Source organism: Pantoea sp. B_9, assembly GCF_008632015.1.
Classification (GTDB): Bacteria; Pseudomonadota; Gammaproteobacteria; order Enterobacterales; family Enterobacteriaceae; genus Pantoea; species Pantoea dispersa.
The window spans coordinates 1089852-1113792 of record NZ_VWVL01000001.1; the positions used below are offsets into that span (position 1 = coordinate 1089852).

At 56.6% G+C, this 23941-nt stretch carries 22 protein-coding genes and 7 tRNA genes; 17 read left to right on the plus strand and 12 right to left on the minus strand.

Translation table 11 applies throughout. The features are described from left to right. Positions 1–3: 3 nt before the first annotated feature. The 7 genes from pxpA to F3I21_RS05220 all read right to left on the minus strand — a co-directional run bounded on the left by pxpA (position 4) and on the right by F3I21_RS05220 (position 5985). On the minus strand, positions 4–741 hold the full coding sequence (gene pxpA / locus F3I21_RS05190; RefSeq protein ID WP_058769446.1) for a 5-oxoprolinase subunit PxpA: 738 nt from the start codon (positions 739–741) through the stop codon (positions 4–6). Next, positions 725–1663: a 5-oxoprolinase subunit PxpC gene (gene pxpC / locus F3I21_RS05195; protein WP_150058439.1), complete on the minus strand. Its 939-nt coding sequence runs from the start codon at positions 1661–1663 to the stop codon at positions 725–727. Before pxpC ends, pxpA begins: the two co-directional genes overlap by 17 nt. Continuing rightward, positions 1657–2313, minus strand: a complete 657-nt coding sequence (gene pxpB / locus F3I21_RS05200) for a 5-oxoprolinase subunit PxpB (RefSeq protein ID WP_150058440.1) — start codon at positions 2311–2313, stop codon at positions 1657–1659. The genes pxpC and pxpB overlap by 7 nt, the downstream gene beginning before the upstream one ends. A gap of 161 nt (positions 2314–2474) precedes the next feature. Beyond that, positions 2475–3218: a type 2 GTP cyclohydrolase I gene (locus F3I21_RS05205; RefSeq protein WP_021508550.1), complete on the minus strand. Its 744-nt coding sequence runs from the start codon at positions 3216–3218 to the stop codon at positions 2475–2477. A gap of 18 nt (positions 3219–3236) precedes the next feature. Beyond that, a complete protein-coding gene (phrB, locus tag F3I21_RS05210; RefSeq protein ID WP_150058441.1) occupies positions 3237–4664 on the minus strand; it encodes a deoxyribodipyrimidine photo-lyase in 1428 nt (475 codons plus the stop codon). Between the two features lie 12 nt (positions 4665–4676). Then, positions 4677–5633 (minus strand): 2-thiouracil desulfurase family protein, encoded by a 957-nt coding sequence (locus F3I21_RS05215; RefSeq protein WP_088516291.1) that lies wholly within the window; start codon positions 5631–5633, stop codon positions 4677–4679. Positions 5634–5784: 151 nt separating this feature from the next. Further along, entirely contained in the window at positions 5785–5985 is a 201-nt protein-coding gene (locus F3I21_RS05220; protein WP_031279882.1) for a YbfA family protein, read from the minus strand. Between the two features lie 246 nt (positions 5986–6231). On the opposite strand from F3I21_RS05220, the gene kdpE reads away from it, so the two are divergent. Continuing rightward, entirely contained in the window at positions 6232–6906 is a 675-nt protein-coding gene (gene kdpE, locus F3I21_RS05225; protein WP_021508554.1) for a two-component system response regulator KdpE, read from the plus strand. A 42-nt stretch (positions 6907–6948) separates the two neighbouring features. On the opposite strand, the gene pgm is transcribed toward kdpE, so the two are convergent. Together pgm and seqA are read right to left on the minus strand one after the other, a co-directional pair. Beyond that, complete coding sequence (pgm, locus tag F3I21_RS05230) at positions 6949–8589, minus strand: phosphoglucomutase (alpha-D-glucose-1,6-bisphosphate-dependent) (RefSeq protein WP_021508555.1); 1641 nt, start codon at positions 8587–8589, stop codon at positions 6949–6951. A gap of 25 nt (positions 8590–8614) precedes the next feature. Beyond that, positions 8615–9154: a replication initiation negative regulator SeqA gene (gene seqA, locus F3I21_RS05235; protein WP_150058442.1), complete on the minus strand. Its 540-nt coding sequence runs from the start codon at positions 9152–9154 to the stop codon at positions 8615–8617. A gap of 248 nt (positions 9155–9402) precedes the next feature. Between seqA and ybfF the strand changes: the two genes are divergently transcribed. From ybfF to fur, 4 genes are all read left to right on the plus strand, one after another. Further along, a complete protein-coding gene (gene ybfF, locus F3I21_RS05240) occupies positions 9403–10167 on the plus strand; it encodes an esterase (protein WP_021508556.1) in 765 nt (254 codons plus the stop codon). Positions 10168–10336: 169 nt separating this feature from the next. Next, positions 10337–10612: a LexA regulated protein gene (ybfE, locus tag F3I21_RS05245; protein ID WP_010616122.1), complete on the plus strand. Its 276-nt coding sequence runs from the start codon at positions 10337–10339 to the stop codon at positions 10610–10612. 137 nt (positions 10613–10749) lie between these two features. After that, positions 10750–11280, plus strand: a complete 531-nt coding sequence (gene fldA / locus F3I21_RS05250; RefSeq protein ID WP_021508557.1) for a flavodoxin FldA — start codon at positions 10750–10752, stop codon at positions 11278–11280. 352 nt (positions 11281–11632) lie between these two features. Continuing rightward, on the plus strand, positions 11633–12082 hold the full coding sequence (gene fur, locus F3I21_RS05255; protein ID WP_021508558.1) for a ferric iron uptake transcriptional regulator: 450 nt from the start codon (positions 11633–11635) through the stop codon (positions 12080–12082). A 61-nt stretch (positions 12083–12143) separates the two neighbouring features. On the opposite strand, the gene F3I21_RS05260 is transcribed toward fur, so the two are convergent. The 3 genes from F3I21_RS05260 to nagE all read right to left on the minus strand — a co-directional run bounded on the left by F3I21_RS05260 (position 12144) and on the right by nagE (position 16628). Beyond that, on the minus strand, positions 12144–12539 hold the full coding sequence (locus F3I21_RS05260) for a hypothetical protein (RefSeq protein WP_021508559.1): 396 nt from the start codon (positions 12537–12539) through the stop codon (positions 12144–12146). Positions 12540–12775: 236 nt separating this feature from the next. Beyond that, the gene (gene glnS, locus F3I21_RS05265) at positions 12776–14443 is read right to left on the minus strand and encodes a glutamine--tRNA ligase (protein WP_058757889.1); all 1668 of its coding nucleotides are present in this window, start codon (positions 14441–14443) and stop codon (positions 12776–12778) included. Positions 14444–14594: 151 nt separating this feature from the next. Continuing rightward, positions 14595–16628 (minus strand): N-acetylglucosamine-specific PTS transporter subunit IIBC, encoded by a 2034-nt coding sequence (gene nagE, locus F3I21_RS05270; RefSeq protein WP_058758041.1) that lies wholly within the window; start codon positions 16626–16628, stop codon positions 14595–14597. Between the two features lie 343 nt (positions 16629–16971). On the opposite strand from nagE, the gene nagB reads away from it, so the two are divergent. From nagB to F3I21_RS05330, 12 genes are all read left to right on the plus strand, one after another. Continuing rightward, a complete protein-coding gene (gene nagB / locus F3I21_RS05275; protein WP_031279884.1) occupies positions 16972–17772 on the plus strand; it encodes a glucosamine-6-phosphate deaminase in 801 nt (266 codons plus the stop codon). Positions 17773–17830: 58 nt separating this feature from the next. Continuing rightward, positions 17831–18979: an N-acetylglucosamine-6-phosphate deacetylase gene (nagA, locus tag F3I21_RS05280; protein WP_059012584.1), complete on the plus strand. Its 1149-nt coding sequence runs from the start codon at positions 17831–17833 to the stop codon at positions 18977–18979. Between the two features lie 7 nt (positions 18980–18986). Beyond that, the gene (locus F3I21_RS05285) at positions 18987–20207 is read left to right on the plus strand and encodes an N-acetylglucosamine repressor (protein WP_058757890.1); all 1221 of its coding nucleotides are present in this window, start codon (positions 18987–18989) and stop codon (positions 20205–20207) included. Positions 20208–20248: 41 nt separating this feature from the next. Further along, positions 20249–21001, plus strand: coding sequence for an HAD-IIA family hydrolase (locus F3I21_RS05290; RefSeq protein WP_021508565.1), 753 nt, complete (start codon positions 20249–20251; stop codon positions 20999–21001). A 339-nt stretch (positions 21002–21340) separates the two neighbouring features. Further along, a complete protein-coding gene (gene asnB, locus F3I21_RS05295) occupies positions 21341–23008 on the plus strand; it encodes an asparagine synthase B (protein WP_021508566.1) in 1668 nt (555 codons plus the stop codon). Positions 23009–23224: 216 nt separating this feature from the next. Then, a tRNA-Met gene (locus F3I21_RS05300) sits at positions 23225–23301 on the plus strand. Between the two features lie 7 nt (positions 23302–23308). Beyond that, a tRNA-Leu gene (locus F3I21_RS05305) sits at positions 23309–23393 on the plus strand. Positions 23394–23414: 21 nt separating this feature from the next. Then, a tRNA-Gln gene (locus F3I21_RS05310) sits at positions 23415–23489 on the plus strand. 34 nt (positions 23490–23523) lie between these two features. Continuing rightward, positions 23524–23598, plus strand: a tRNA-Gln gene (locus F3I21_RS05315). A 29-nt stretch (positions 23599–23627) separates the two neighbouring features. Continuing rightward, positions 23628–23704, plus strand: a tRNA-Met gene (locus F3I21_RS05320). A gap of 7 nt (positions 23705–23711) precedes the next feature. Then, positions 23712–23786: transfer RNA gene (locus F3I21_RS05325), tRNA-Gln, on the plus strand. Positions 23787–23814: 28 nt separating this feature from the next. Further along, positions 23815–23889, plus strand: a tRNA-Gln gene (locus F3I21_RS05330). Positions 23890–23941 lie beyond the last annotated feature (52 nt).

The window sequence follows — 23941 nt, forward strand, 5'->3', positions numbered from 1 at the left end:
TGATCAGGCGCTGGTGACAGCAATCTGATTTGTCGCAAAAGCAGCGCGCAGCGTGCGGGCGAATTCCAGCGCATGGGCGCCATCGCCGTGCAGACAGACTGTCTGCGCATTCACCGCCACCCATTCGCCGCTGACGCTGCGCACCTGACGCTGCTGCACCATGGTGAGCGTCTGCGCCAGCGCCTGCTCAGCCTCTTCGATTAACGCCCCCGGCTGGCTGCGCGGCACCAGCGCGCCACTGGCCAGATAGCCGCGGTCAGCAAACACTTCTTCGCGCGTACGCAGACCATGATGCGCGGCGGCGGCAATTGAGGCGCTGCCCGCCAGGCCAACCAGAATCAGCGCCGGATCGACGGCTTTCACCGCGCGCGCAATCGCATCCGCCAGCGCTGCATCCGCCGCCGCCTGGTTATACAGCATGCCGTGCGGCTTCACGTGCACCAGCTTCGCCCCTTCACTTTCAGCGAGGCTTTTCAGAGCACCAATCTGGTAGATCACCTGCGCGTAGACGGTTTCCGGCGGCAGCTGCATGGCGGTCCGGCCAAAATTTTCCCGGTCGGGAAAGCTCGGATGCGCACCAATCGCCACGCCATTGGCGCTGGCCCAGCGCACCGACTGCAGCATGGTTTCGGCATCGCCGGCATGGAAACCGCAAGCGATGTTGGCAGAGCTCACCAGCTCCAGCAGGGCCCGATCGCTGGCACTGCCTTCACCGAGGTCGGCGTTAAGATCGATCTTCATGAGCAAGCCCCCAGGCTATCTGATCAAGCGAACGTTGCTGCTGCTGTTTGGCCAGCAGCGCCTCCTCCAGCGTGCAGCGGATGAAGTGAATCGGTTCTCCCAGACGAATCTGCGCCAGCTGATAGAGATCGGCTTCGATGACGCAGGCGATACGCGGATAGCCGCCGGTGGTTTGCGCATCGGCCATCAGCACAATCGGCTGGCCGTTCGGCGGCACCTGCACCACACCCGGCACCAGGCCGTGCGACAGCAGTTCACGTGCGACACTGCGCTGCAGCGGACTGCCCTGCAGCCGGTAGCCCATGCGGTTACTTTGCGGGCTGAGCTGCCACGGGTTACGCCAGAATGCGTCCTGCGCGTCGTGGGTAAATTCGTTGTACTCCGGCCCCGGCAGTGCGCGGATGCGGTTGCCCCACAGCAACTGCCGTACGCCAGCCTGATGGCTGAAGCAGCGCGTCGGCTTGCCCAGCGGCAGCTGATCGCCATCCTGCAGTTTACGCCCCTGCCAGCCGCCAAAGGCCGCTTTGAGATCGGTGCTGTGCGAGCCCAGCATGGCGTCGATGGCAAAACCGCCGTTCACCGCGAGATAGCTGCGCATACCGCGCGTAGGCATGGACAGACTCAGCACCTGGCCTTTTTTCACCGGCAGACGCCAGCCGGTCCACACCGGCTGGCCATCCAGTTCGGCGCTGCAGCTGGCACCGGTCAGCGCAAACCAGCCGTCGCGACGAAACTCCGCTTTGAACTGGCCGAGCACAATCTCCAGCACCGCGCTGTTTTCGGCGTTGCCGACCAGCATATTGGCCGTGCGCATTGAAGGCTCATCCAGTGCACCGCTCAGGCTGATGCCGTATTGCCGCCAGCCGTGGCGGCCGCGATCCTGCACCGAGGTCATTAATCCGGCACGCAAAATGTTTAACATACGCCCTCCCGTTGTGGCACGAAGCGGACGCTGTCGCCGGGACGCAGCAGCGTCGGCGGCTGTTGCTGTGGATCGAACAGCCTAAGCGGCGTGTGACCAATCAGCTGCCAGCCACCGGGCGCGGCCAGCGGATAGATACCGGTCTGGCTGCCGCCAATGCCCACCGAACCGCCAGGCACCACCAGCCGGGGCTCGGCGCGACGCGGCGTGTGCAGCCGCTCATCCAGCCCGCCGAGATAAGGGAAACCCGGCTGAAAGCCAATGAAATAGACCACGTAATCCGCGCTGCTGTGCAGTTCCACCACCTGTTGCGAGGTCAGATCCGCCGCACGGGCGACCTCCACCAGATCCGGACCGCCCGCGCCGCCATACACCACCGGAATCTCAACCTGACGCGGCTCGGCCAGCAGCACCTCGCTCTCTTCCCACCAACGCTGCAAACGCTCGATAGCATCCAGCGCTTTCAGCTGCGGATCGCGCAGTAGCAGCGTCAGGTTATTCATGCCCGGAATCACTTCCGCGATCTGCTCATTCTGCTGCAGCCGCTGGCACAATCCCCAGATGCGCTGCTGGCTGACGAGCGAAACCGGCGGTTCCAGCTCCAGTACCACCGCCCGCTCACCCAGCAGATAACAACGTGCTCGTTGCAAAACCCACCTCCCGGTCATTAATAAAACGCGCCGTGACCGCAGTGACGGCGCGCCTGAGGGCATTCGCTTATGCGAAAAGTCAATAAGTTATGCGAAAGTGAAGGAGATGTGTCAACTGATTTGCGCCCGGCACGTGTTTTCCGGGCGCATAAGCGAGGCGGTCAGGCGGGGTTGTCGATATCGATAAAGGTCACATCCAGACCATGCTGGCTGGCGAGCCACTCACCGAGCGCTTTAATACCGCCGCGTTCGGTGGCGTGATGGCCGGCAGCAAAGAAATGCAGCCCCTGTTCACGGGCGCTGTGAATGGTCTGCTCAGAGACTTCACCGCTGATAAAGGCGTCAACGCCAAAGGCGGCGGCCGCATCGATAAAGCCCTGACCGCCACCGCTGCACCATGCCACCCGGCGAATCAGCGCCGGAGCATTATCACCGCAGTGCAGCGGCTGGCGGCCGAGGCGCGCCGCGATTTTTTCCGCCAGCGCCGGACCGCTTAGCGGCTCAGCCAGCTCGCCCCAGGGCACCAGCGGCTGAATTTCACCTTTGACGTCGATATCAAACAGCGTGGCCAGCTGGGCGTTGTTGCCCAACTGTGGGTGAGCATCGAGCGGCAGGTGCCAGCCGTACAGGTTGATGTCATTGGCCAGCAGCGTGCGCAGACGCTGGCGCTTCATGCCTTTAATCACCGGCGCTTCGCTCTTCCAGAAGTAGCCATGATGCACCAGTATCGCATCGGCCTGGCGTTTTACCGCCTCATCCAGCAGTGCCTGACAGGCCGTCACCCCGGTAATTACGCGGCGCACCTGCTCACGCCCCTCAACCTGCAAACCGTTGGGCGCATAGTCGCTGAAGGCACTGGTGTTGAGTTGCTGATTGACGATCTGTTCTAACTCGAAATTGTTCATAACGGCTCCGTGACCGCCTCAGGCTGCGCTGCGCGCGCGCTCGAAGGCGTCTAGTGTCTTTTTACGTGCCGCCTTATGTTCCACGATTGGCGCCGGATAATCGAGTTTCTTGTTATTTTTCTCCGCCCAGGCGTGCGGCTGATGGATGGCGCTGTCCGGTACGTCTTGCAGCTCCGGCAGCCACCGGCGGATAAACTCGCCCTGCTTATCGAAGCGCTCGCCCTGGGTCGTTGGGTTGAAGATGCGGAAGTAAGGCGCGGCGTCGGTGCCGGTCGACGCGGCCCACTGCCAGCCACCGTTATTGGCCGCCAGATCGCCGTCAATCAGCTGCTGCATGAAATAGCGTTCACCCTCGCGCCAGTCAATCAGCAGATCTTTCACCAGGAAGCTGGCGGTGATCATGCGTAACCGATTGTGCATCCAGCCCAGCGTTTTGAGCTGGCGCATCGCTGCGTCAACAATCGGATAACCGGTTTTGCCCTGCTGCCAGGCGGTAAGGTGTTGCTCATTCTGTTGCCAGCTGACGTTGCGCGTCCAGTCGACAAACGGCTGATGCTTACACAGCGCCGGAAAAGCCACCATCAGGTGACGATAAAATTCGCGCCAGACCAGTTCATTCAGCCACACCAGCGCGCTGCCGTTGTTCAGCGCCTGCGGATGCTCCTTCAAAATGCGATGCAGGCACTGACGCGGCGACAGCACACCAATCGCCAGATACGGCGACAGGCGGCTGGTGCCGTCAATCGCCGGTATGTCGCGCTGCTGGTCATATTTTTCCACCCGCTGCTGGGCAAACTGGCGCAGCTGCTTCAGCGCCGCCTCTTCTCCGGCGGGGAACCAGGTTTCGTCGAATTTTTCCACAGGATAATCGAATGCCGCTATTTTTTTGCCGGCGGCCACGGGTGCCCCGGCGCGCGCTTTCGGTGCGTGATGGCACTCTGGCAGCCCCTGTTGCAGACGCCGGATAAACGCTTTGCTGAACGGCGTGAACACTTTGAACATGCTGTTGCTGCCGGTCTGTACGCTGCCCGGCGGTAACAGCAGGCTGTCATCGAATCCCTGGCACACCACGCCCTGCTGATCGAGCTGCTTCTCAACCGCAGCATCGCGCTGGCGCTCATTGATTTCATACTGATAGTTGTAAAACAGCGCATCCACCTTGTGCTGCTGGCAGAAGGTCGCAAGATAGTCGACCGACGCGGCGAAGTCATCGCACTGATGATAGTGCAGCTTGATACCGCGTTCTGCCAGCGACTGCTGCAGCAGGCACAGGTTTTGATGGATAAAAGCCGCCTGTTTGGGGGCCATGCTGTGTTGCTGCCACTGGCCGGGCGTGGCGATGAACAGCGCCAGCACCTCGGCCTGACTGTCGCGGCAGGCTGCGGCCAGTGCGCTGTTATCATTCATGCGCAAATCGTTACGCAGCCAGACTAAGTGAGTGCTCATAACGCTCCGTGTTTACTGGCCGTAGCGCAGACGCAGCGCTTCCGGGTAAGGATCGAAATAACGCTGCTGCGCCAGCCACGGGTGCGGGAACTCTGCCATGTAGTGTTTCAGCATGGTGATGGGGGCCAGCAACGGCTGCAGACCGCGACGGTAGCGATCGATCAGCTGCGCCAGTTCCTGACGCTGCGGTGAACTCAGCTTCGGCCGGAAATAGCCCTGTACGTGCATCAGCACATTGGTGTGATTACGACGCGACGCCTGGTGCGACATCAGGTGCATCAGACGGTTGCGGTATTCAAAGGCGTACGCATCCAGTGACTCCCACTGTTCCATTGCCGCAACAAACCGCCCCATCTCGCGGTACTCATCCTGCGCATGCGACAGCAGCAGAAGTTTGTAGCGACTGTGGAAGGCAATCAGCTTGTGGCGCGTCAGCCCGCTGCGCCACATTTCGTTGAACTCATGCAGCGCATAGACGCGCCCCATAAAGTTTTCGCGGATCGCATCATCGTGCAGGCGTCCATCCTCTTCCAGCGGCAGCCACGGCAGCTCTTTCTGCAGGAACGAGGTGAACACGCCGGTGCCGGCTTTGCGATTGTTGTTAGTGTCAGGCTCGTAGACGCGCACGCGCTCCAGTCCGCAGCTCGGCGATTTGGCACACAGGATGTAGCCGCACAGATGGTGCAGCGATTTGACGCGCTCCGCAGACCAGCGGGCCATGTCGTCGGTCAGCTCTTCCCCGCCGTCTTTGCTGAAACACAGGTGGATCTGATCGTCGCTCTGTTTGACCAGCCGCAGCGCCGGGCGCGGCGTCGGCAGACCAATGGCCATTTCCGGGCAGACAGGTTCGAAGCGCACAAATGGCGCGAGCTCGTCAGTTGCAAAGGCAAAACGCTTGTGGCCGCCATCGAATCGGACGCTATCCCCGAGCAGGCAGGCACTGATACCTACAGGAATTTTCTCGCTCATACTTGTACAACCTCCAAAATCTTGTAGAGGTTTAAGTGTAGCTGAAATGCCGCGAGATAACAGCGGGACAATGCGTTTGTCGCACCACTTTAAGATAAAAAAACCCGGTGCCTCGAGCGAGGTCACCGGGTTATCACCGCGAAGCCGGGCGTTACCAGTAGATACCGCCTGCCGCTTCCGATTGCGCCAGCCAGACTGGTTTGGTGCTGGTTTTGCACCACATGCGGTGCAGATAACTGTAGAAGCGCGCGCGATCCTGGCGGAACAGCATCACTGGCAGCGCCAGTACGCCAATCAATACCACCAGCACACGGCGCAGCACAATTTTGGCGAGTGGATATGCCTGATACATCAATGCCTCCTCGTGGTAAATTTTGCTATGAAATGTGATCTGCCTCAGATATTACGCCTGGTTGTGTAATTTTACTACTCATCCGACCACTATTTTGATCTTTTTTCAGCCATTTCCTGGCCGGGATGAAAGGAAGTTACATTTTTGTAAAATTTTGGATCGCAGCGAGTTACTGAGATCGTGACGGACGCCGTCGCGGTTTATTGTTAAAGTAATGCGTTAACCTTATTTGCCGCAGGAGTCAGCGTGACGACCATCTTGATTGTCGAAGATGAAAAGGAGATTCGCCGTTTCGTGCGCCTGGCGCTGGAGAGCGAAGGCCTGAAGATTGTGGAAGCGGAGCAGCTGCAGCGCGGCCTGATTGAAGCGGCTACGCGCAAACCGGATTTGGTGATTCTCGATCTCGGTTTACCGGACGGCGATGGCAATGCCTTCATCCGCGAAGTGCGGCAGTGGAGCAGCATGCCGGTAATTGTGCTGTCGGCGCGCAGCGATGAGCAGGATAAAATAGAGGCGCTGGATGCCGGCGCTGACGACTATCTCACCAAGCCGTTTGGCATCGGCGAACTGCTGGCGCGCGTGCGCGTGGCGCTGCGTCGTCATCAGCGCAGCCAGCCGGAGCCGCTGGTGCAGTTTGGCGAAGTAAGCGTCGATCTCGCCGCGCGGCGCGTGCTGCGCAGCGGTGAAGAGGTACATCTGACACCGACCGAATTCCGCCTGCTCAGCCTGCTGCTGAATAACGCCGGCAAAGTGCTGACCCAGCGCCAGTTGCTTAACCAGGTATGGGGGCCCAACGCCGTGGAACACAGCCATTATCTGCGCATCTATATGGGACACCTGCGGCAAAAGCTGGAAGCCAACCCCACCCAGCCAACGCACCTGCTGACAGAAACCGGCATCGGCTATCGCTTCATGCCATAAAAAAAGGCCGCAAACGCGGCCTTCTTCATGCAGGATGCCCTGTCAGGCGTTTTTCAGCACTTCGCTGACAATTTCTACCGCTTCTTTCTCGATCTGCTGGCGATGCTCAGCGCCGAGGAAGCTTTCACAATAGATTTTGTAGGCGTCTTCCGTGCCGGACGGACGTGCCGCGAACCAGCCGTTTTCAGTCATCACTTTCAGACCACCAATCGAGGCGCCGTTGCCCGGTGCCGCGGTCAGACGTGCGGTGATCGGGTCGCCCGCCAGCGTATCGGCGCTGACCATTTCAGGTGACAGCTTCGACAGTGCCGCTTTCTGCGCAGAAGTGGCAGGTGCCTGCAGACGGTTGTAGCTTGGCGCACCAAAACGCGCGGCCAGCTCATCATAGTGCTGCTGCGGGTTCTTACCGGTAACCGCAGTGATTTCCGCCGCCAGCAGACACAGGATAATGCCGTCTTTGTCTGTTGACCAGGCGGAGCCGTCGAAACGCAGGAACGAGGCGCCGGCGCTCTCTTCGCCGCCAAAGCCAAAGCTGCCGTCGAACAGACCATCCACGAACCATTTGAAGCCGACCGGGACTTCTACCAGCTTGCGGCCAATATCGTTCACCACGCGGTCAATCATCGCGCTGGAAACCAGCGTTTTACCAACGGCCACCTCTTTGCCCCACTGCGGACGGTGCTGGAACAGGTAGTTGATCGCTACCGCCAGATAGTGGTTCGGGTTCATCAGACCGGCGGGCGTGACGATGCCGTGACGGTCGTAATCCGGATCGTTACCGAAGGCCAGATCGAACTTGTCTTTATACGCCAGCAGACCGGCCATCGCGCACTCGGACGAACAGTCCATGCGCACCACGCCATCTTTATCCAGATGCATGAAGCGGAACGTCTGGTCGATGGCATCATTAACGATGGTCAGATCGAGCTGGTAGTGCTCAGCAATGCGCTGCCAGTAGGCCATGCCGGAACCGCCGAGCGGATCGACACCGATTTTCAGGCCGGCTTTCTGGATCGCCGGGAAGTCAATCACCTGCGCCAGACCTTCAACGTATGGCTGGATCAGATCCTGCTCAACGATGTGGCCACTGGCCCACGCCTGATCCAGCGCCAGACGCTTAACCTCTTTCAGCTCACCTTTGATCAACTGATTCGCGCGATCTTCCACCACTTTGGTGACGTTGGTGTCAGCCGGTCCACCGTTCGGCGGATTGTACTTGATGCCACCGTCTTCCGGCGGGTTGTGCGACGGGGTAATCACGATACCGTCCGCCTGCGCGCCGCCGCGCTTGTTGTGCTCCAGAATGGCGTTGGAGATCGCCGGCGTCGGCGTATAGCCGTTGTCCTGCTGCACAATCACATCAACGCCGTTGGCGGCCAGCACTTCCAGCACTGACAGGATCGCCGGCTCAGACAGCGCATGGGTGTCTTTACCTACGTAGCACGGGCCGGTGATGCCGTTCTTTTTACGCTCTTCAGCGATCGCCTGCGCAATCGCCAGAATGTGTACTTCGTTGAAGCTATGACGTCCCGCGCTGCCGCGGTGGCCGGAGGTGCCAAATTTCACCGCATGGTCCGGGTTCGCCGCATCCGGCTTCAGGACGTAGTACTGCGAGGTTAATTGTGCAACGTTAATCAAATCGCTCTGCTGGGCAGGTTGCCCGGCACGGGGGTGATTGGCCATTGGCGCTTCTCCCTGACGCTTCGGTTTAAATGGTGCCGCAAACTTTCTCTGCCAGTTCCTGCGGGAACTGCATGGCAAGCATGATGTGTTCCACCATGCTGCATTTACGACCTGTATTGGTATTGGTGATCACCCAGTACGGCGTGCCGGGGACGTGCTTCGGCTTAGTATGGGTGCCATTTTGCAGCAGCGTGTGCTCGTCACCCGCAAAGTAGACGCGGGTGCGGCCCTGCAGCGAGGCAGTGGCATCAGCAAAGGCTGCCGGATCAAGACGATAAAGCGTTGACAGGATCAGCATGAAGCGATTAACCGCCTTCTTCTGCTCCGCATACTCGTCAGACAGCAGCAGCTCACGCACGGCGCGCACGCGATCCTGAGGTCGCGCTTCGCTGCGTGCAGCCGGTGCTTCTTTTACCGCCGCATTCGCCGCTGTCGCAGCGGATGCGCTCTGGCCGGCAGTGAATTTCAGCATACGGCGCAAAATGTCCGAGGCGCTTTCACCAATGTGCTGCGTGTGGCTGGCAATATAACGGTAGAGTTCTTCGTCAACTTCAATCGTTTTCATCTTTTTCCGTGCGATTCTGGCAAATGGCAGAACCACGCTACTTTGCAAAGGCCTTAACAAAATCCGGTCGTGCAAAATGTGAGCGGGCTCTAACATAAGGATTATAAAGTTAAATCCGCGACAGCCGATAGCGCTGGCATCGTTTACGGGCAAAAGTCGGAATATGCCCTAATGCCTGACCGCCTGGCGCCGGGACAGGTGAATCCATGATACCCTAAGCCCAGGTCTCAACCGAAAGAACTTTAGCCATGATTTTGAACGCCCGTCTGCAAACTGAACAATCTGCCCCTGATGCCCAGCCCATTCTGTTAATTCATGGCCTGTTTGGTAGCCTGGATAACCTCGGCGTACTGGCGCGCGGCGTGCGCGATGCACGGCCCACGCTGCAGGTGGATGTCCGTAACCACGGCCTGTCACCGCGCAGCGAAGAGATGCACTACGCTGCGCTGGCGCAGGATATGGTCGATACGCTGGATGCGCACCACATCGAACGGGTCGATGTTATCGGCCACTCAATGGGCGGCAAAATTGCCATGGCGCTGAGCGCCGTTGCGCCCGAACGGATTGGCAAAATGGTGCTGATTGATATCGCGCCGGTGGATTATCAGACGCGACGCCACGATGAGATCTTCGCGGCGATCCGCGCGGTCAGCGCAGCTGGCGTCACGCGCCGCAGCGCTGCGGCCGACGTGATGCGTGAACACGTGCGCGAAGAAGGCGTGATTCAGTTCATTCTGAAATCTTTCCATGAAGGCGAATGGCGCTTTAACGTGCCGGTGTTATGGGACAATTATCCGGTGCTCTCCGGCTGGCAGGAGGTGCCCGCGTGGCCTCATCCGGCGCTGTTTATTCGCGGCGGTGATTCACCCTATCTGGACAATCAGCACCGTGATGCGCTGCTGCGCCAGTTCCCGCAGGCGCAGGCGCACATTATCAGCGGTGCCGGCCACTGGGTGCATGCCGAAAAACCCGATGCCGTACTGCGCGCGGTGCGCCGCTTTTTTAACCTGTAAAAGCAAAAGCTTGCTACGGGCGGTTTAGGGTTGGCGTCGCGCCGGGCGCTGGAGTATGATGTCGCGCTAAAAATTTGCCGCGGATGCTTTTTTCGCCGCGGTCGGGCCGATAAATGTTTAAATCGCGCAGCGCCTTTCCGCCGTTCGCGCCCACGCAGTTTCACAAACCATGGCAAAAGAACAGACAGATCGTACCACGCTCGATCTCTTCGCAGACGAGCGGCGTCCCGGTCGCCCTAAAACCAGTCCGCTGTCGCGTGATGAGCAGCTGCGCATTAATAAGCGCAACCAGCTGAAGCGCGACCGGGTGCGCGGCCTGCGCCGCGTTGAGCTGAAAATGTCCAGCGAAGCGGTCGACGCGCTTAATACGCTGGCCGAGCAGCAGAACATCAGCCGCAGTGAACTGATTGAACAAATGCTGCTGGCGCAGCTCAAACTGGCGTAACGTGCGCAGACCGCACGCTGGAACACAAACTCAGCGCTTTACACATTCCGCGCTTTTCGCCGGTCTGCTATCATTCGCATAACTGTGTCGTCTTCTGACTTACTTTCACAATCAGGATTTAAGAGGTTACTCACTCCATGGCAATCGTAGGCATTTTCTTCGGCAGCGATACCGGCAACACTGAAAACATTGCAAAAATGATCCAGAAACAACTGGGTAAAGATGTCGCCGAAGTGCATGACATTGCTAAGAGCACCAAAGAAGATCTCGAAGCATTCGATATTCTGCTGCTGGGTATTCCGACCTGGTACTACGGTGAAGCCCAGTGCGACTGGGATGACTTCTTCCCGACGCTGGAAGAGATTGATTTCAACGGTAAGCTGGTAGCGCTGTTTGGCTGCGGCGATCAGGAAGATTATGCCGAGTACTTCTGTGACGCGATGGGCACCATTCGCGACATCATTGAGCCAAACGGCGCAGTGATTGTGGGCCACTGGCCAACCGAAGGTTACCACTTCGAAGCCTCTAAAGGTCTGGCAGACGACAAACACTTCCTCGGCCTCGCCATCGATGAAGATCGTCAGCCTGAACTGACTAACGAGCGCGTCGACAAATGGGTTAAGCAGATCTTTGACGAGCTGCAGCTGCAGGCGATCATCGAAGCCTGATGCTTTCCTGTCCGATGTGGGCGCTGGCTCACATCGGGCATTGGAATTACCTATAAAAATAATAGCTACGGTTTTTTAACTTTTTCCCTCAATTCTGTAGAATACCCGCAACGGTCATCTGCTTATTCCTCGGGCATCAGACTGAGACTGCGCGAAAAGGAACATCGATCTGCACGATCCCGCTGAGGTTCACGACATTTCTCCTTACAGCATCCGGGGAATTGTCCGCCGCAGCCGGTTTTCATTTCGCAGGCTGAGCTCTATAATGAGACGCAAATGAGAATGCGCGTTGACCACACATTCAAGGCCTTTGCGCCGTAAGTGACTAGCAAAGTAACAGGACAATATCCGCATGACTGACAACAACTCCGCATTGAAAAAGGCTGGCCTGAAAGTCACGCTGCCCAGACTGAAGATTCTGGAAGTGCTTCAGGGACCCGGACCCGAGTCCCATCATGTCAGTGCGGAAGATTTGTACAAACGCCTGATCGACATGGGCGAAGAGATTGGTCTGGCGACGGTATACCGTGTTCTGAACCAGTTTGACGACGCCGGCATCGTGACGCGTCATAACTTCGAAGGCGGGAAATCCGTATTCGAACTGACCCAGCAGCATCACCATGATCACCTGATTTGCCTCGACTGCGGCAAAGTGATCGAGTTTAGCGATGAATCTATCGAAACGCGTCAGCGTGAGATTGCGACACGCCACGGTATCAAACTCAGCAACCACAGCCTGTATCTGTACGGCCACTGTGCGCTGGGAGACTGCCGCGAAGACGAGACGCTCCACGATCAGTAATTGAATATGCTATGCAGTATAAAAAAACCGGTGCCAGGCACCGGTTTTTTTATGGCTGCGTTCAGGCGACCAGCGTTTCCTGCAAATAGCGCCAGCGCGGAACCGGCGTGCTGCAGTCCAGCACCGCCAGCGAAATGCGGGTCTGGTTGTTGCCGTTAAGCATTTGCAGTTCGTGATACTGAATGGTCACTTCCTGCTGCTGCTGGGAAATGATGGCATGCTCACTGGTGGCGATTCGCATCCCTTCCCGCTGCCCGTGCAGTTTGCGAAACAGGGTTTCAGTGTCATTGAGATCGAGCTGTTTGCCTTGCGGCGTCACCATTTTGAAGTCGGGATGAAAGTGCGACAGCAGCAGGTCCATACTGTCATCGCTGCCTTCGGCCTGATTAAAAATACGTTCGATAAGCTGATGTAAAACCACCACGCTATGTTTGGCTTCCAGAGCGAGACTTGTCATTTTTCTTCCTTCGCTAACCCGCACAGCAACATTTAAGAGCGCATAGCCTACCTGAAAATAACGATTTCACACGGGTAAATTAGTTAATTTTATTAAAGTCAGATTAGTCGTAATCGCGCGTAATTACTGTTTTTTGTCTGGTTCAGCATAATCGATTCCCGTTTGCAGATAACGGGCAATAAAAAAGGGCGATTGCTCGCCCTTTGCTGATCATATCGTGCTATCAAGCAGTAAAATTATTCGCCGATTTTTGCCCAGGTATCACGCAGACCCACAGTGCGGTTGAACACCAGTTTCGACGGCTGCGAGTACACGCTGTCAGCGCAGAAGTAACCTTCGCGCTCAAACTGATACGGCGCCAGCGCGCTGGCGGCACGCAGACCCGGCTCAACGAAGCCCTGTTTGATCTCCAGCGAGTTCGGGTTAATGGTGGTGAGGAAATCCTCGGCCGCGCCCGGATTTGGCACGCTGAACAGACGATCGTACAGGCGGAATTCGGCAGGCAGCGCGTGAATCGCCGACACCCAATGGATAACGCCTTTCACCTTGCGGCCATCGGCCGGATCTTTGCTCAGGGTGTCGACATCGCAGGTAGCGTAGATGCAGGTGATGTTGCCGGCTTCATCTTTCGCCACGCGCTCGGCACGAATGACGTAAGCGTTGCGCAGACGAACTTCTTTACCCAGCACCAGACGCTTGTACTGCTTGTTGGCCTCTTCACGGAAGTCGGCACGATCGATCCACACCTCACGGCTGAACGGCACCTCACGCGTGCCCATCTCCGGTTTGTTCGGATGGTTCGGCATGCTGATGATTTCTTCATGCCCGGCCGGCAGGTTCTCGATCACCACTTTCAGCGGATCCAGCACCGCCATAGCGCGCGGCGCGTTCTCGTTGAGGTCGTCACGAATGCACGACTCCAGCGACGCCATCTCAACAATGTTGTCCTGCTTGGTCACACCGATACGGCGGCAGAATTCGCGGATTGACGCCGCGCTATAGCCACGACGGCGCAGACCGGATACGGTCAGCATGCGCGGATCGTCCCAGCCTTCAACAATCTTCTCGCTCACCAGCTGCGTCAGCTTACGCTTCGACATCACCGCATATTCCAGATTCAGGCGCGAAAACTCGTACTGACGCGGATGCACCGGAATAGTGATGTTATCCAGCACCCAGTCGTAGAGACGACGGTTATCCTGGAACTCCAGCGTACACAGGGAATGGGTGATGCCTTCCAGCGCATCAGAGATGCAATGGGTAAAGTCGTACATCGGATAGATGCACCACTTGTTGCCAGTCTGGTGGTGTTCGGCAAATTTAATGCGGTACAGCACCGGATCGCGCATCACAATAAAGCTGGATGCCATGTCGATTTTGGCACGCAGACAGGCTTTGCCCTCTTCGAAGCCGCCATCACGCATCTTCTGGAATAGCGCCAGGTTCTCTTCCACGCTGCGATCGCGATACGGGCTGTTTTTGCCCGGCGCGGTTAGCGTGCCGCGATATTCACGGATCTGCTCTGGCGACAGCTCATCAACGTAGGCCAGGCCTTTGTTGATCAGCTCAACCGCGTAGTTGAACAGTTGGTCAAAGTAGTCAGAGGAGTAACGAATGTTGCCGCTCCACTCAAAGCCCAGCCATTGCACATCATTCTTGATCGATTCAACGAACTCCATATCCTCTTTGACCGGATTGGTGTCGTCGAAACGCAGGTTGCACTGCCCCTGATAATCTTGTGCGATACCAAAGTTCAGGCAGATCGATTTTGCATGGCCAATATGCAGGTAACCATTGGGCTCAGGCGGGAAACGGGTATGCACACTGTTGTGCTTACCGCTCGCCAAATCTTCGTCGATGATCTGACGAATAAAGTTCGTTGGGCGGGCTTCAGCCTCACTCATCTCAAAATCCTCAAAACAATAGCGGGTGATTTGTACCACGAAGTAACGGAGTATGATCCACAAAGCGCTGAAGGGAAACAACCGTTTGTTGGTCGTTTTAAAACAAAAAAGGCAGGAATTGCTTCCTGCCTTCAGTGACGCTCAAAACGTGTTAATTTTTCACTTCATACAGCGGCGTAACGCCTGCTACCACGGTACCGCCTGCCAGCAGATTCAGACCAGCAAAATCATCGCTGTTGCTGACCACCACCGGGCTGATCATCGAACGCGCATTGGCGTTGAGGAAGTCCAGATCCATTTCGAGGATCGGCTGGCCCGCTGTGACGGTTGCGCCCTCTTCAACCAGACGGGTAAACCCTTTACCTTCCAGCGCGACGGTATCGAGACCCATGTGCACGACAATCTCAACGCCATTTTCGGCTTCAAGGCAGAATGCATGGTTGGTGTTGAAGATTTTCACCACGGTGCCCGCCACCGGCGCGACGACAGTTTTATCGCTCGGTTTGATCGCCAGGCCATCGCCTACCGCTTTGCTGGCGAAGGCTTCATCCGGCACGTTTTCCAGCGCTACCACTTCGCCACTGACCGGTGCCAGCAGCGTTGCAATCACCTTTTTCTCGCTGTTGCGCACGGCCTGGGGCTGAGCAGCCGCAGGCGCGGCGGTTGTTGCCGCAGCAGGTGCCGCTGCGCCGGCAACCGGGCCTTTGCTCAGTACGGTTTTCATCGCGGTCGCAATGCTTTCGGCCTGCGTACCAACAATGATCTGCACGCTCTGCTTGTTAAGGCGGATCACGCCAGAAGCACCGAGGCGTTTAGCCACGCTTTCATTCACCTGCGCAGAGTCTTTCACATTCAGACGCAGACGGGTGATGCAGGCGTCGATGTTGGTCAGGTTGTCAGAACCGCCCACCGCGCCGATGTAGCGACGTGCCAGAGATTCGGTTTCGCTCTCACCGTTGCTACTGTGATCAACGTTGACGTCATAGCCGTCTGTCTCATCACCGGCAGCCAGCTCGCGGCCCGGCGTCAGCAGGTTGAATTTCTGAATGGTGAAGCGGAACACCACATAGTAGATGACGAAGAACACCAGACCCTGCGGGATCAGCATCCACCAGTGCACCGCCAGCGGGTTACGCGTCGATAGCACCATGTCCACCAGACCGGCACTGAAACCGAAACCGGCAATCCAGTGCATGCTGGCAGCGATGAAGACCGAAATACCGGTCAGCACGGCGTGGATGACATACAGCACCGGTGCCACGAACATGAAGGAGAATTCCAGCGGCTCGGTGATGCCGGTGAAGAAAGCGGCGAATGCCGCTGCCAGCATGATACCACCGACTTTAGCGCGGTTTTCCGGACGTGAGCAGTGATAGATTGCCAGCGCCGCACCCGGCAGACCGAACATCATGATCGGGAAGAAGCCCGCCTGATAGCGACCGGTGATACCCGGGATGCCGGTACCGTTGGCGATAGACTGCGCGCCGCCAAGGAATTTCGGAATGTCGTTGATGCCCGCCACATCGAACCAGAACACCGAGTTCAGCGCGTGGTGCAGGCCAACCGGAATCAGCAGACGGTTAAAGAAGGCGTACACGCCCGCACCGACCGAGCCCAGTTTCTGAATGTGCTCACCAAAGCTCACCAGACCGCCGAAAATGATCGGCCAGACGTACATCAGGATGAAGGCGACCACAATCATCAGGAAGGAAACCAGGATAGGAACCAGACGGCGACCGCTGAAGAACGACAGCGCCTTAGGCAGCTCAACGTGGCTGAAGCGGTTATAGACTTCCGCCGAGAGAATGCCCACCAGGATGCCGACAAACTGGTTATTGATTTTACCGAAGGCGGCAGGAACCTGCTCCACCGGCATTTTCTGAATCATGGCCACCGCGGCGGGTGAACACAGGGTAGTAACCACGAGGAAACCTACAAAGCCGGTTAATGCCGCTGCACCGTCTTTATCTTTTGACATGCCGTAAGCCACACCAATGGCGAACAGCACGGACATGTTGTCGATGATGGCAGAACCCGATTTGATCAGCAGTGCTGCCAGCGCATTGCCTGCGCCCCAGCTGTCAGGATCGATCCAGTAACCTACCCCCATCAGGATTGCCGCTGCCGGCAGGGTCGCTACCGGCACCATAAGCGCGCGGCCGACCTTTTGCAGATATCCTAAAATACTCACCTTATTCTCCCCCTATGAGACTGGCGTTTTGCCGTGATGCGGGTTGATTTTATTATCCCGGCACCCGGTACCTTGATGACACACTTCACCACGAGGCGCAGTGTAAAGATAAATTAATTCGCCTCGCAAATTAAAACCAGTGTAACTGTGACTTTAATCACCAAAATGGACGTTTTTCACTGCGAAATGCTAGCCACCACCACAAACTTATTTTATGATGAAAAATATCAGGTCGCACTTTTCCAACGCCGCGAGCGTGCAAACGGGTTACCCTATAAGCAGCCAGCTGCAGCAGTAAACGCGACCCTAACTTTCCAATCTTAACTGAGGTGAAGACATGAGACTGATCCCTTTGGCCACACCGACCCAGGTGGGTAAATGGGCTGCACGCCATATCGTTAATCGCATCAATGCCTTTAAACCCAGCGCAGACCGTCCCTTTGTGCTGGGACTGCCAACCGGCGGCACGCCGCTGGAAGCCTACAAGCACCTGATCGAGATGCATAAAGCGGGCCAGGTTAGTTTCAAACACGTGATCACCTTCAATATGGATGAGTATGTCGGTCTGCCGAAAGAGCATCCGGAAAGCTATCACAGCTTTATGTACCGTAACTTTTTCGATCACGTTGATATTCAACCAGAAAATATCAATCTTCTGAATGGCAATGCCGAAGATATTGACGCAGAATGTCGCCAATACGAAGAGAAGATCCGCGCACTGGGTAAAATCCACCTGTTTATGGGCGGCGTCGGCAACGATGGCCACATTGCGTTCAACGAACCGGCTTCTTCGCTCTCTTCCCGCACCCGCATTAAAACCCTGACGCACGACACCCGTGTGGCGAACTCGCGTTTCTTCGACGGCGATGTTGATCAGGTGCCTAAATATGCCCTGACCGTGGGCGTCGGCACGCTGCTGGATGCGGAAGAAGTGATGATTCTGGTGACCGGCCACGTCAAAGCCCAGGCGCTGCAGGCGGCGGTAGAAGGTAACGTCAACCACATGTGGACCATCAGCTGCCTGCAGCTGCACCCGAAAGCGGTGGTGGTGTGTGATGAGCCAGCCACCATGGAACTGAAAGTGAAAACCGTGAAATATTTCCGCGAAATGGAAGCGGAAAATATGAAGGGTGTGTAACAACACGTTGTAGAAAGCCTGCTGTTAAGCGCAGCAGGTTCAGCCGGGAGAAGAGATGATGTACGCATTAGTTAACGGCCGGATTTTTACCGGTCATGAAGTTCTGGACAATCACGCCGTGGTGATTGCCAATGGCCTGATTGAGCGTGTCTGCCCGCGCGATGCGCTGGACGCCGCGATTCCACAACAGGATGTGGCTGGTGCGTTCATCGCTCCCGGATTTATCGACCTGCAGCTCAACGGCTGCGGCGGCGTGCAGTTCAACGATGACATCAATGCCCTGAGCGTGGAAACGCTGGAGATCATGCAGCGTGCCAATGAAAAATCCGGCTGCACCAGCTATTTACCGACGCTGATTACCAGCAGTGATGAACTGATGAAGCGCGCAATTGAAACCATGCGTGCTTACCTGGCGAAGCATCAGAATCAGGCGCTGGGCCTGCATCTGGAAGGTCCGTGGCTGAATAAAGAGAAGAAAGGTACTCACAATCCGCAGCTGATTCGTTTGCCGGATGCGGAACTGGTGGATTTCCTGTGCGCCAACGCTGACGTCATCACCAAAGTTACGCTGGCGCCGGAAAATGCGGGCAGCGCGGTGATTCGCCAGCTGCGTGACGCCGGGATTATTGTGTCATCTGGTCACTCCAATGCCACCTATGCCGAAGCCAAAGCGGGCATCAGCGCGGGCGTCACCTTTGCCACCCACCTGTATAACGCCATGAGCGCCTTTAGCGGTCGTGAGCCTGGTCTTATCGGTGCGCTGTTTGATTCGCCTGATGTATACTGCGGCATTATTGCAGACGGTTTACATGTCAATTACGCTAACGTGCGCAATGCAAAACGAATCAAAGGCGACAAACTGGTGCTGGTGACCGATGCCACCGCGCCGGCCGGTGCGTCGATTGATCAATTCATTTTTGCAGGTAAAACAATATACTATCGCGACGGCCTGTGCGTAGATGAGAACGGTACCCTGAGCGGATCTGCGCTGACAATGATTGAAGCGGTGCAGAATAGCGTGGAACATTGTGGTATCGCGCTGGACGAAGCGCTGCGCATGGCGACCCTGTATCCGGCAAGGGCAATGGGTGTGGAAAGGCAGTTTGGTACGGTGGAAGCAGGAAAAGTCGCCAACCTCACTGTCTTTACCCGCGATTATCAAATCACTAAGACGTTCGTCAACGGAGACAACGTCCTCAGCGAGTAAGTACTGAATGACCACTGGCGGCCAGACTCAAATAGGAAATGTCGATCTTGTCAAACAACTTAACAGTGCAGCTGTTTACCGGCTGATTGATCAACAGGGGCCGATTTCGCGTATTCAGATTGCCGAACTCAGCCAGCTTGCGCCCGCCAGCGTCACCAAAATTACCCGTCAGCTTATCGAACGCGGCCTCATCAAAGAGGTGGAGCAACAGGCCTCCACCGGTGGGCGCCGCGCCATCTCCATCATCACCGAAACCCGCCATTTTCATACCATCGGCGTGCGCCTGGGGCGTAACGATGCCACGCTGACGCTGTTCGATCTCAGCGGAAAATCGCTGGCGCAGGAAGATTATCCGCTGCCGGAGCGCACCCAGGAGACGCTGGAGAACGCGCTGTTCAACGCCATCAGTGCCTTTATGAGCACGCACCAGCGTAAAATTCATGAGCTGATCGCTATCGCGGTGATCCTGCCGGGGCTGGTCGACCCGATTAACGGCATCATTCGCTACATGCCGCACATTGCCGTCAGCCACTGGCCGCTGGTGGCGAGCCTGAAAAAACGCTTTAACGTCACCAGTTTTGTCGGGCACGATATCCGCAGCCTGGCGCTGGCTGAGCACTATTTCGGTGCAAGCCGCGACTGTGCAGACTCCATTCTGGTGCGTTTACACCGCGGAACCGGCGCCGGCATCATCGCGAACGGCCACATTTTCCTCGGCAGCAATGGCAACGTGGGTGAGATTGGTCATATTCAGGTCGATCCGCTCGGCGAACGCTGCCACTGTGGCAACTTTGGCTGCCTCGAAACCATTGCCGCCAATGGCGCGATTGAGAACCGCGTGCGCCACCTGCTCAATCAGGGTTATCCCAGCAGCCTGACGCTGGATGATTGCCAGATGCCGCAAATCTGCCGCGCCGCCAATCAGGGCGACGCGCTGGCCTGCGAAGTGATCGAGTACGTTGGCCGCTATCTCGGCAAAGCGATCGCTATCGCCATTAACCTGTTTAACCCGCAAAAAGTGGTGCTGGCCGGCGAAATTACCGATGCCGATAAAGTGCTGTTCCCGGCGATTGAGGGCTGCATTAACACCCAGGCGTTGAACGCGTTTCGCAAAAATCTGCCCGTGGTGCGGTCTGAGCTAGACCATCGTTCGGCAATTGGCGCTTTCGCGCTGGCAAAACGCGCTATGCTGAATGGCATTCTGCTGCAGCACCTGCTGGAAGAATAATAGAAAGCCTGCCGGCTGGCAGGCCCGACCGGAAGCCATCTATGACCATCAAAAGCGTAATCTGTGACATCGACGGCGTGTTGATGCACGACAATACCGCCGTGAAAGGCGCAAACGAATTCCTGCAGCGCATTCTGGAAAAAGAGATGCCGCTGGTGGTACTGACCAACTATCCGTCACAAACCGCGCAGGATCTGGCCAACCGCTTTGCCAACGCCGGCGTCGACATCCCGGATTCGGTGTTCTACACCTCCGCCATGGCCACCGCGGATTTCCTGCGTCGTCAGGAGGGCAAAAAAGCCTACGTGATTGGTGAAGGCGCACTGATTCATGAACTGTATAAAGCCGGTTTTACCATCACTGACGTCAACCCGGATTTCGTGATTGTCGGCGAGACGCGTTCGTTTAACTGGGAGATGATGCATAAAGCCGCCTTCTTTGTGGCTAACGGTGCGCGTTTTATCGCGACCAATCCTGATACCCACGCACGCGGCTTTGTGCCGGCCTGTGGCGCGCTCTGTGCCGGTATCGAAACTATCTCCGGCCGCAAACCGTTTTATGTCGGTAAGCCCAGCCCTTACATCATGCGCGCCGCACTGAATAAAATGCATGCGCATTCAGAAGAGACGGTGATTGTGGGCGATAACCTGCGCACCGATATTCTGGCTGGCTTCCAGGCCGGTCTGGAAACCATTCTGGTGCTGTCCGGCGTCTCTACGCTGAGCGATATCGACGCCATGCCGTTCCGTCCGGACTGGATCTACCCTTCCGTGGCTGATATCGACCTGTTCTGATTAGCGTCATGCTGTCTGCTTATGGCCCTGCTCGCCGTTACGGTGTGCAGGGCTTTTTTATTTGTCTGGCACACCGCTGTGATTCAGCCGCTGACGCGATCTCATCGGCTGCGCACAAAACCATCACTTCTGACAATTCATTAGACACTATCTAATTTAATCGTTAATTTTTTGAATAAAACCCAACATTACTTCACACCAACAATCTTTTTATCAGTATTTGGTGATTTCGCTTGCGTTACCACCATCAATTAGCGCATTTTCTTATACATCACGCAGCGCAGGCTGCCGGACAAACAAGTCAATAACATCGCCACAGGGTGAGATCAGGAGTCAGTTATGTGTTCGATTTTTGGTGTGCTGGATCTGAAGACCGATCCTGTTGAACTGCGCAAGAAAGCGCTGGAATGTTCGCGTCTGATGCGTCACCGCGGCCCGGACTGGTCAGGTGTCTTCGCTGATGAGAAAGCCATTCTGGTGCACGAGCGCCTGTCCATCGTTGACGTGAACAACGGCGCCCAGCCGCTGTACAACGCGGATCACACCCACGTACTGGCTGTTAACGGCGAAATTTATAACCACCAGGCGCTGCGCGCGGAACTGAGCGATCGTTACGCGTTCCAGACCGGTTCAGACTGCGAAGTCATCCTCGCGCTGTATCAGGAAAAAGGCCTCGATTTCCTCGACGACCTGCAGGGCATGTTCGCCTTCATTCTGTGGGACAGCGTCAAACAGCAGTATCTGATTGGCCGCGATCACATCGGTATTATTCCGCTCTATATGGGCAACGATGAGCACGGCAACCTGTATGTTGCTTCTGAAATGAAAGCGCTGGTGCCGGTGTGCCGCAGCATCAAAGAATTCCCGCCGGGAAGCTACCTCTCCAGCACCGATGGCGAAATCCGTCGTTACTGGCAGCGTGACTGGATGGATTTTGCTGCCGTGGCGCAAAACACCACCGATGCCGCTGGCCTGAAGCACGCGCTGGAAGAGTCAGTGAAGAGTCACCTGATGTCAGACGTACCGTACGGCGTGCTGCTGTCCGGCGGCCTCGACTCTTCCATCATCTCTGCGGTGACCAAGCGCTTTGCCGCCAAACGTGTGGAAGATCAGGACAAGAGCGATGCGTGGTGGCCGCAGCTGCACTCCTTTGCCGTCGGTCTGGAAGGATCGCCGGATCTGAAAGCGGCGCAGGCGGTGGCCGATCACCTCGGTACCGTGCACCATGAAATTCACTTCACCGTGCAGGAAGGTCTGGATGCGATCCGCGATGTGATTTACCACATCGAAACCTACGATGTGACCACCATTCGCGCGTCGACGCCAATGTATCTGATGTCGCGTAAAATCAAAGCGATGGGCATCAAAATGGTGCTGTCCGGTGAAGGGGCGGATGAAGTGTTTGGCGGTTACCTCTACTTCCACAAGGCACCGAACGCCCAGGAGTTCCACGAAGAAAACGTGCGTAAACTGCTGGCACTGCACATGTTTGACTGCGCGCGCGCTAACAAAGCGATGTCGGCGTGGGGCGTGGAAGCACGTGTGCCGTTCCTTGATAAGAAATTTCTTGATGTCGCGATGCGCATCAACCCGGAAGACAAAATGTGCGGCAGCAACGGCAAAATGGAAAAACACATTCTGCGTGAATGTTTCTCCTCTTACCTGCCGGAGAGCGTAGCATGGCGTCAGAAAGAGCAGTTCTCTGATGGCGTAGGCTACAGCTGGATTGACACGCTGAAAGAAGTGGCGGCGAAGCAGATTAGCGAGCAGCAGCTGGCGACCGCGCATTTCCGCTTCCCGCACAACACGCCAACCTCGAAAGAAGCGTATCTGTACCGCGAGATCTTTGAGGAGCTGTTCCCACTGCCAAGCGCGGCAGAGTGCGTGCCGGGCGGTCCCTCCGTGGCCTGTTCGTCGGCGAAAGCCATTGAGTGGGATGAAGCGTTTAAATCGATGGACGATCCGTCTGGCCGTGCGGTAGGCGTGCATCAGTCAGCGTACAAATAAGCATTTTCTTTATGCGTATAAGGGGCCCATTGTGGCCCCTTTTTCTTGCATCTGACGCGGATACGATCGAAAATTGCCGAATAAATCATCAGCCTGGTTACAAGCCAGACAAACAGGCGCGTTAAGGCAAAAAACGGCAAAAAATTTGTTGACGCTACAAAGCTCAATACGCATAATGCGCCCCGCAACGCCGATGAAGGTAACGCGAAAAAAGATGGCTACGTAGCTCAGTTGGTTAGAGCACATCACTCATAATGATGGGGTCACAGGTTCGATTCCCGTCGTAGCCACCATCTTTTTGCGGGAGTGGCGAAATTGGTAGACGCACCAGATTTAGGTTCTGGCGCCGCAAGGTGTGCGAGTTCAAGTCTCGCCTCCCGCACCATTTCAGTCTTCGGCAGCCGGATGGGGTATCGCCAAGCGGTAAGGCACCGGTTTTTGATACCGGCATTCCCTGGTTCGAATCCAGGTACCCCAGCCAATCCGATGCACTCTCGTGGATACGAGTCGACGAATGGGATATCGCCAAGCGGTAAGGCACCGGTTTTTGATACCGGCATTCCCTGGTTCGAATCCAGGTATCCCAGCCATCATCGGGCGCAGTAAAGCAGTACAATCTGGCTACGTAGCTCAGTCGGTTAGAGCACATCACTCATAATGATGGGGTCACAGGTTCGATTCCCGTCGTAGCCACCAAACAAATTGGGGTGTCGCCAAGCGGTAAGGCAGTGGATTCTGATTCCACCATTCCGGGGTTCGAATCCCTGCACCCCAGCCATACAAAGACAATTTGACCAAACACCTATTGGGGTGTCGCCAAGCGGTAAGGCACCGGATTCTGATTCCGGCATTCCGGGGTTCGAATCCCTGCACCCCAGCCAAATTGCACAACAGGCCCGCTTTTGCGGGCTTTGTTGTTTTTTGTCGTTCCTC

Bases quoted from the DNA above. Each gene is read 5' to 3' on its own strand.
- pxpA (WP_058769446.1), bottom strand. From the start codon at position 741: ATGAAGATCGATCTTAACGCCGACCTCGGTGAAGGCAGTGCCAGCGAT.
- pxpC (WP_150058439.1), bottom strand. From the start codon at position 1,663: ATGTTAAACATTTTGCGTGCCGGATTAATGACCTCGGTGCAGGATCGC.
- F3I21_RS05205 (WP_021508550.1), bottom strand. From the start codon at position 3,218: ATGAACAATTTCGAGTTAGAACAGATCGTCAATCAGCAACTCAACACC.
- phrB (WP_150058441.1), bottom strand. From the start codon at position 4,664: ATGAGCACTCACTTAGTCTGGCTGCGTAACGATTTGCGCATGAATGAT.
- F3I21_RS05215 (WP_088516291.1), bottom strand. From the start codon at position 5,633: ATGAGCGAGAAAATTCCTGTAGGTATCAGTGCCTGCCTGCTCGGGGAT.
- F3I21_RS05220 (WP_031279882.1), bottom strand. From the start codon at position 5,985: ATGTATCAGGCATATCCACTCGCCAAAATTGTGCTGCGCCGTGTGCTG.
- pgm (WP_021508555.1), bottom strand. From the start codon at position 8,589: ATGGCCAATCACCCCCGTGCCGGGCAACCTGCCCAGCAGAGCGATTTG.
- seqA (WP_150058442.1), bottom strand. From the start codon at position 9,154: ATGAAAACGATTGAAGTTGACGAAGAACTCTACCGTTATATTGCCAGC.
- ybfF (WP_021508556.1), top strand. From the start codon at position 9,403: ATGATTTTGAACGCCCGTCTGCAAACTGAACAATCTGCCCCTGATGCC.
- ybfE (WP_010616122.1), top strand. From the start codon at position 10,337: ATGGCAAAAGAACAGACAGATCGTACCACGCTCGATCTCTTCGCAGAC.
- fldA (WP_021508557.1), top strand. From the start codon at position 10,750: ATGGCAATCGTAGGCATTTTCTTCGGCAGCGATACCGGCAACACTGAA.
- fur (WP_021508558.1), top strand. From the start codon at position 11,633: ATGACTGACAACAACTCCGCATTGAAAAAGGCTGGCCTGAAAGTCACG.
- F3I21_RS05260 (WP_021508559.1), bottom strand. From the start codon at position 12,539: ATGACAAGTCTCGCTCTGGAAGCCAAACATAGCGTGGTGGTTTTACAT.
- glnS (WP_058757889.1), bottom strand. From the start codon at position 14,443: ATGAGTGAGGCTGAAGCCCGCCCAACGAACTTTATTCGTCAGATCATC.
- nagB (WP_031279884.1), top strand. From the start codon at position 16,972: ATGAGACTGATCCCTTTGGCCACACCGACCCAGGTGGGTAAATGGGCT.
- nagA (WP_059012584.1), top strand. From the start codon at position 17,831: ATGTACGCATTAGTTAACGGCCGGATTTTTACCGGTCATGAAGTTCTG.
- F3I21_RS05285 (WP_058757890.1), top strand. From the start codon at position 18,987: ATGACCACTGGCGGCCAGACTCAAATAGGAAATGTCGATCTTGTCAAA.
- F3I21_RS05290 (WP_021508565.1), top strand. From the start codon at position 20,249: ATGACCATCAAAAGCGTAATCTGTGACATCGACGGCGTGTTGATGCAC.
- asnB (WP_021508566.1), top strand. From the start codon at position 21,341: ATGTGTTCGATTTTTGGTGTGCTGGATCTGAAGACCGATCCTGTTGAA.